Source organism: Bradyrhizobium sp. (genome assembly GCF_049581145.1).
Classification (GTDB): domain Bacteria; phylum Pseudomonadota; class Alphaproteobacteria; order Rhizobiales; family Xanthobacteraceae; genus Bradyrhizobium.
In genome coordinates, this window is sequence record NZ_JBAURI010000442.1 from 1 (window position 1) to 6,938 (window position 6,938).

The following is a 6,938-nucleotide window of genomic DNA, read 5'->3' on the forward strand; positions in this document are numbered from 1 at the left end:
GCAGGATAGGTCGCATGTCAGACAAATCGAAACCATGGACGCGCGAGATATGTCGTCAGGTAATTAAGTGGAAAGAAAACGGAAAGCCGACGCATCCGGAAAAAGTCTACGAAACTTGCAAGCTACCACTACGTCGGAGACGAGTGTATCGCGTATCGCGACCTGCAAGAAGCCAAGGGAGCTTGCCGGAGAAACGTGAAGAAGGCGGGCATGATCTGGCCTGCGAAGGAAAGGGCGCTTTCGAGCGCCCTTTTCAGTTTGTCACGGGTTGCAGGTCGCGGGAAGCAAAGGAGAGCCAATCCGAAGTCCTCCCGCAACCGGGCCGCCCGTTCGCGACGGAATCTGACGCGCTCTCGCCCCTTACTTGTCGCGATCCTCGCCCCAGATCGCCGGGCCTTTGGCTCGCCAGAGCTGCTTTGCCGCCAGGACGCCTTGGGCGTTGTAGGCGCCGGCGACGCCAACCCCGCGTCCGACGACGAGCGTCGTCGTCTTGTCATCCGCGGGCAGGCCGGACACATCGACCTGGAGGCTGCGGCCGTCGCGCAATTTCAGGACTGCGCGGCTGTCATCGACCGACGTGACCGTGCCCCAATAGGTTGGGCCCGAGGGGGCGGGCGGGGCGGTGTTTTCCGTCTGCGCCGCGGCGATCAGCAGCTTGCGCGGCTTGATCGTGAGCTCATGCGTGAGGCCGAAGATCTGCAGCTGCTTGTAGCTGGCGACATAGACCATGCCGTTGGCGACCGTCGGCACGATATTGGTGTTGCCGTTGGTGTATGCCCAGGTTCCCGCCTGCCAGACACCGAGCTGCTGCAAGGTCGTCGACGGCGGCGAGCCGGCGGGGCTCGCGCTGAACGCGTAGAGGCTGACGAAACATTTTCCCGGATCCTCGTCGGGGGCCGGCGGCCAGCCTGATGCCGCGACCGCGCACGCATTTTTCGCGCCGATCGGGCGGTCGACCGCCCAGATGATCTGGGTGTCAGCCGTCGTCCCGTTCGAGGAAATCGAGGTGAAGAAGCCGCCGTCCTGGCCGGACACGGCCAGCTGCGCGCTCGCCTCCTGGGCGAGCTTGGGGCTGGTGCCGCCTTGCAGCTTCCAGAGCGTCACCTGCGAGTCGCCGCTCGACACCACGCGCCCGATGCCGTCCGCGCCGGTGAAGTAGGACGGACCGCAATGACATTCGCCGATCGGAACCGCGCTCGGAACGTCGGGATTGGCGAGCTCGCCCATTTTGCCGGTTTCGCGGTTGACGAGGAAGAAATTCGCCCCACCGGCGTAGGAGCCGTCCTGCTTTCCCGCCGCGACGACGAGGCGCGTGCTGCCGGCCAATTGGCTCGTCTGGTCCGGGATCACCATGACGCCGCCGGCGCCCAGATCGCCGTCGTCGGCGTCGAGCGTCGCATAGTTCGACGGCGTGAAGTAATCGAGCACCGAGCTCAGGTCCGGCGAAAGCTTGACCACGCTCTCGCCCAGGTTCTTGACGCTGTCATACGTGCTCAGGACCTGATTGCCCTTCCTGGTGTAGCCGGTGTTGCCGGTCGAGACGAACAGCGAGCCGTCGTCGGGATCGGCCGCGATGCCATAGCCCGACATCCAGACCGAACTCAGATAGAAGGAGCCGCCCGCGGGCTGCTTGTTGATGAGCTCGTTCGACGTGCTGACCGGCTTGAGCGTCGACTGGTTGAAGCCGAGAACCCAGCCCCGGCTCTGACTGGCGCTCATGTCGCAATAGGATGCGAAGCCGGCGTAGATGTTGCCGTTGGCCTGCAGCAGCGCCGACCTTTGTCGCTGATAGGTCGACAGGAATGGAATCGGAGCTCCGCCGCCGGTGTAGCTCGGCGTGAAGCTCGCCGGCGAGCCCGGCTTGTCCTGCAGCGTCGCGAGATCCAGCGCATGCAACTGGAATACGGGTTGACCGCCGCTGGTCACATAGGCGATCACGTAAAGCGTCCTGGAGCGCAGGTCGATGGTGGGCGTGCCGTTGATTCCCACCACCATCGCATTGTTGTTGCAGTTTGCGATCGCAACCGGCGCGCCCAGATTGACCTTCTTCAGCCGCTGGCCGGTCAACGCGTCGAATGCGTAGACCGTGTTGTTCTCGGTCGCGACATAGGCAACCGTGTGGGCGCCGGCGCCCTCGATGTTCTGGTCGACGACGATCAGAACCTGGGCGTCCACCTGATCGTTGTCATCGTCGAGACTGGCGGATGCGATCAGGCCGAAGGTCTTCTGGCCGACCGCGGCAGGGGTCAGGGCGAGCTCGGTCGAATTCCATCCGGTTCGTTGCGTGTCGTTGTGATAGGTCAGGACATCGTGGCATTCGACCGTCACGGTATTCGACGCCGCGCTGATGACGTCGCTTGGCGAGGACGCCAGATATTCGACGACCTCCACCTTGTCGCCATTGGCGAATGACTGGGTCGGAATGATGTCGAGCGGCGTGTCGCCGGGGCCGGCGCCGCCGTTGCTGACGACGCCGCCGTTCTTCAGCAGCACGAGATTGGCGTTGAGCGCTGTCTTGGCGACATAGACGGTCTGTTGTCCAGGACAGATCGGGCCGAGCAGCAGAGGCGGCGACAGCTGCGCGGTGGGCTTTGCGGGCGGCGATGCAGCCTCCGCATTGCAGAGCTGCTGCTTGCCGACAATCGAGTCGGTTGCCGTGACGTCGGGCTTGATGTCGACGAAATTCGACGCCGAGACCGCGTAACCCTGGGCGAGCGTCGTACTTCCGCTCGAAACCGTGACGGCTGAGCCCGTGAGCAGCTTTTCGAGCGTCACGACGTTGCTTCCGACCACGGGAGGGACCAAGACCGGCGGATTGACGCTGGAAAGCTCGGGCGGCACTGCGGCCTGCGGATTGACCGAGACGGCTGTTTTGCCGCCCTTGCAGGTCACGCTCTGCTGCGCCTGGATCTGATGCCCCGCGACAAGAGGGCCGGTGGTCGACACCGGCGCCCAGTCCGCGCCCCAGTCGTTCGGTGTCGAGCCGGTGCCGATCAGCTTCTTGGGCGTTTCGGAGAGGTCGTAGACCTCGACCGAGACCCCGGACGCCAGGCCGTTGACCGGCACGATGCGGCCGCAGGCGAAAATGTCCTTTCCGACGGTGGGCGGTGCGAGCGTCGTCGGCGCGGCTCCGACAATGACTTGCAACGACGGAGCGCTGGTCACGCCATTGACCTTCTGACGGGCGGTCACCGCGTCGCCGTCCTGCAGCGACTTGGTCAGCGCAACGGCCTCGAAGGCGTTGGTGGAGGATACCGACCCGCCCGGCGTCGCGTTGGCGCCGTTGACGAAAACCTCGAGATCGGCGCCGGCCATGAAGGAATCGACATAGACGTGATCGGCGCAAGCGCTCACCGGCTCCACATGCGGCGGCGCCAGCAGCGGCCGGTCGGTGTTGCCAATTCCATAGATCGGATCGATCACGACCTTGCCGTCGCTCGCCGCAACCGGCGGCAAGACGGACAGCCCCACGCCGAGCAGACACGTGCCCGCCGCGAGGGTGGTGGAGAAGCGTGCAAAATGGCGGAGGAAGAGAGGGCGCGGACTGATTGACTCGAGGCTCTTGATCATGACTGCCTCCCAACTCGAAAAATTCGTTTGTTGCTTCCGGTTTATCGGCCGCGTTCATTGGCGCGAAACGACTCAAGGACTGACAGCAGGAAGAACTCTTCCCGCGGCAGTGCAGGTGGCGTTGTCCGTCGATGGCGATCGATGCAAAAAAGCAAGTTGAGTATGCTTCGTCTTGTAATGCAATTCTAACGCGAGCGCCAGCCTCTTGCTCCGAATGCCGCCGCCGGGCTGCGGCGCGCCTTCCGTGGTGGCTTATTAACTGCTCCCGCAGCGACATGCTCGATCGTCTCCCGCAAACTCCGTCACTGCGGGTTCGGTACCGGCGTTCCGCCGACCCGCCTGGTTGAAACGCGAAAGCGATGCGCCTTGCCGAGCAACAGGTGCGTAGGGTGCGTAGAGCGCAGCGAAACCCACCCTCTTGCCCGCGGCACGATGATGGGTTTCGCGAAGAACTCCACCCATACGGGCTGCGCCATCTTTGCGCGGATTCAGACAGCAATTCGCAGCAATCGTCTCTGGGACAACAAAGTAAATAATAGAGTAGTCTGCAATGGGCTGACAACGCAGATCTCCCGATTGCCCCGCGGCGTCTGCGCAGGCGAATTGCGCACATCAGGGCAGTACACTGATAGGCTGCCTTCATGGAGCGAGCATGATGTCATCTGTGTCCACGGCGGTACCCGACTTCACTTGGGCACGGCTGGTGCCCGAACTGCTCGTAACCGACGTCAACGCGAGCCTGCATTTCTGGCGTGACCTATGCGGCTTCAGCGTCGCTTTCGACCGGCTCCATGAAGGCTTCGCCTACCTTGATTTGGATGGCGCGCAAATCATGCTGGAGGAGCGTGACCGCAGCCGAAACTGGATCGTCGGACCAATGGAAGCTCCCTTCGGACGAGGCATCAACTTCCAGGTTGGGGTGCGGACGATCGCCCCGATCCTGGCTTCCCTCGCGGCTGCCGATTGGCCGCTTTTCATGAAGCCGGAGGAGAAATGGTATAGAACCGGTGATGTTGAGACGGGCGTTCGCCAATTCCTGGTTCAAGACCCAGACGGATACCTTATCCGATTTTCGGCTCGGCTCGGTCAGCGCAGGACACCATAGCGAAAGTCCGCAATGGGCTCCGTTTCGACCGCATTCCAGACGCTTCCGGTCTAACCCGAGCAACAGACGTTATCGGCGTCGTCGGCACGTTTCAAAAGGGCGAAGGCACAAAGTCGCTGCGCTCCAGCCCGCTGCGCGGGGGCAAGAGCCGTGAGAGCGGAAGCGGGCTGAGAGGAAAGTGCTGGCGAGCCTGAGAGACCGGTCCTGAGATCGAGGTGTTGTCAACCACACTCAGGATGGAGCTCCCATGAGCGACACGACCACTATCAGTCCGCTGCGTCAGCGCATGATCGAGGACATGGCTGCGCGCAAGCTCAACCCACACACGCAGCGCAGCCACATCCAAAGCTGCAAGCGGTTCGCCGCTTGGCTCAAACGCTCGCCCGACACGGCGACGCCCGACGAGGTCCGCCTGTTTCAACTGTACCTTGTCGAGAGCGGGATGAGCATCTGTAATCGCAATCGGATCATGACCGGGGTGCGGTTCCTGTTCCGCGTTACGCTGCGTCGCCACGATCTGGCGGCCGAGGTCTGGCACATCAAGGAGCCGCAAAAGCTCCCGCCGGTGCTGAGCGGCGAGGAAGTCAAGCGCATCCTGACCATGGCGACGAGCCTGAAGGCGCGTGTGATGCTGAGCCTCGCCTATGGTTGCGGTCTGCGGGCCAGCGAGGTCGTGCGGCTGCGAGGGGGCGACATCGACAGCGAGCAGATGATCATCCGCATCGTACAGTCGAAGGGCCGCAAGGACCGGCATGTGATGCTGCCGGCGGAAGTTCTCGACCTTCTGCGGCAATGGTGGAAGGCGCGGCCGACCGGGTGTGGCGCCGGCGATCCGCCGGAACAGCGCTGGCTGTTTCCAGGTCGCGGTGGTCATCAGCCTCTGACCACGCGTCAATTCAGCCGGTTGTTCAAGGAGGCCGCAAAAGCCGCTGGGCTGCGCAAGGCCGTCGCGCTGCACTCGCTTCGCCACAGCTTCGCGACCCATCTGCTCGAGCGCGGCACGGATATCCGGGTGATTCAGGCGTTGCTCGGACACGACAAGCTCGAGTCGACGGCTCGCTACAGTCGCGTTGCGACTGGAATGATTGCCAAGATCGAGAGCCCACTCGATGCCTTGAGCACGCCGCCCCGCAGACGCGCGAGGCGAGACCAGGAGAAGCCTCCGGCGCCATAGCACCGGTCATGGCTCGACCAGCTCTGGAGGTCGCGGACATTTTCCGCGACCACGGTCCTGCCTGGCGTGAAGCCAACCGCGGGCATGTGAGCCTCGACCAGTTGAAGGTGATGAGTGCGATCGAGCGCTGCCGAACGGCGGCGCTCGGCGGCCACGTCGCGCGCTGCGAGAACGCGGCGTGCGGCCATACCGAGATCTCCTTCAACTCCTGCCTTATGGGCAGATCCGGTAATGGGGAGCTGGCGGCGAGCTGACCGCGTTTTTGAGCAAGTCGCCGACAGTCCGCTCTCCATTACGAAGTACGCTTGAGCAGCGCGAGCAGTTTGTCGGACGGCTGGAATGTGCCGCGCCGCAGATGTGGGGGCACGATCGCTTCCATGGCGTCGAGCTTTTCTGTCGGATCGCCACGCGTGTAAACCTCGGTGGTCGTCAGCGTGGCGTGGCCCAGCCACAGCGAGACCTTCCGTATGTCTCCCGTCGCCTGCAGGACGATCATCGCGCAAGTGTGCCGGAGCACGTGGGGCGAGACGCGCTTCTTCTTCAGGCCGGGCTTGTGTCGAGCGGCAGTTGCGACGTGCTGCTTGAGCAGATACACGAAGCCCCATCGGGTCAGCGGCTCGCCTCGGCCGTTGACGAACACCTCGGGTGCGGCGACCCGCCCGCGAACGGCGAGCCAGGCACGCAGAGCCGCGGCCGTGGTCTTCCACAAGGGCAGCGTCCGCTCCCGCCGTCCCTTGCCGAGAACGCGGACGCTCATCGACGGCAGGTCGATATCGTCAATCTTCAAGCCTGTCAGCTCGGACACACGCAGTCCTGCGCAGACGGCCAGATGCAACATCGCCCGATCGCGGATGCCGTCACGCGTGGCGGGATCGGGCGCGTCGAGCACGGCTTGGAGCTCATCCTTCAGCAGATAGGGAACGAGCCGTTGATCCGTCCTTTTGAACGGGATCGCCAGTACGCGGCGGATCTGCTCGAGCGCCGCCGGCTGTCGATATTCGAGGAAGCGGAAGAACGACTTGATAGCCGCAAGCCGCACGTTGCGCGTGACGGCGGCGTTTCCGCGTACATCTTCGAGATGCTCGAGGA

At 63.6% G+C, this 6,938-nt stretch carries 4 protein-coding genes and 1 pseudogene; 3 read left to right on the plus strand and 2 right to left on the minus strand.

Annotated elements, in window-relative coordinates:
- Positions 1 to 360: 360 nt before the first annotated feature.
- Positions 361 to 3,570: a hypothetical protein gene (locus WCB02_RS14285; RefSeq protein ID WP_423958868.1), complete on the minus strand. Its 3,210-nt coding sequence runs from the start codon at positions 3,568 to 3,570 to the stop codon at positions 361 to 363.
- Positions 3,571 to 4,225: 655 nt separating this feature from the next.
- Here WCB02_RS14285 and WCB02_RS14290 point away from each other — a divergent pair.
- From WCB02_RS14290 to WCB02_RS14300, 3 genes and pseudogenes are all read left to right on the plus strand, one after another.
- Complete coding sequence (locus WCB02_RS14290) at positions 4,226 to 4,675, plus strand: bleomycin resistance protein (RefSeq protein ID WP_423958869.1); 450 nt, start codon at positions 4,226 to 4,228, stop codon at positions 4,673 to 4,675.
- A 247-nt stretch (positions 4,676 to 4,922) separates the two neighbouring features.
- The gene (locus WCB02_RS14295; protein ID WP_423958870.1) at positions 4,923 to 5,849 is read left to right on the plus strand and encodes a tyrosine-type recombinase/integrase; all 927 of its coding nucleotides are present in this window, start codon (positions 4,923 to 4,925) and stop codon (positions 5,847 to 5,849) included.
- Between the two features lie 8 nt (positions 5,850 to 5,857).
- Positions 5,858 to 6,061, plus strand: a pseudogene (locus WCB02_RS14300) (transposase zinc-binding domain-containing protein); the annotation flags it as partial.
- 80 nt (positions 6,062 to 6,141) lie between these two features.
- On the opposite strand, the gene WCB02_RS14305 reads toward WCB02_RS14300, so the two are convergent.
- Positions 6,142 to 6,938, minus strand: a 797-nt coding sequence (locus WCB02_RS14305; RefSeq protein ID WP_423958871.1) for a tyrosine-type recombinase/integrase, incomplete at its 5' end; no start/stop codon positions are given.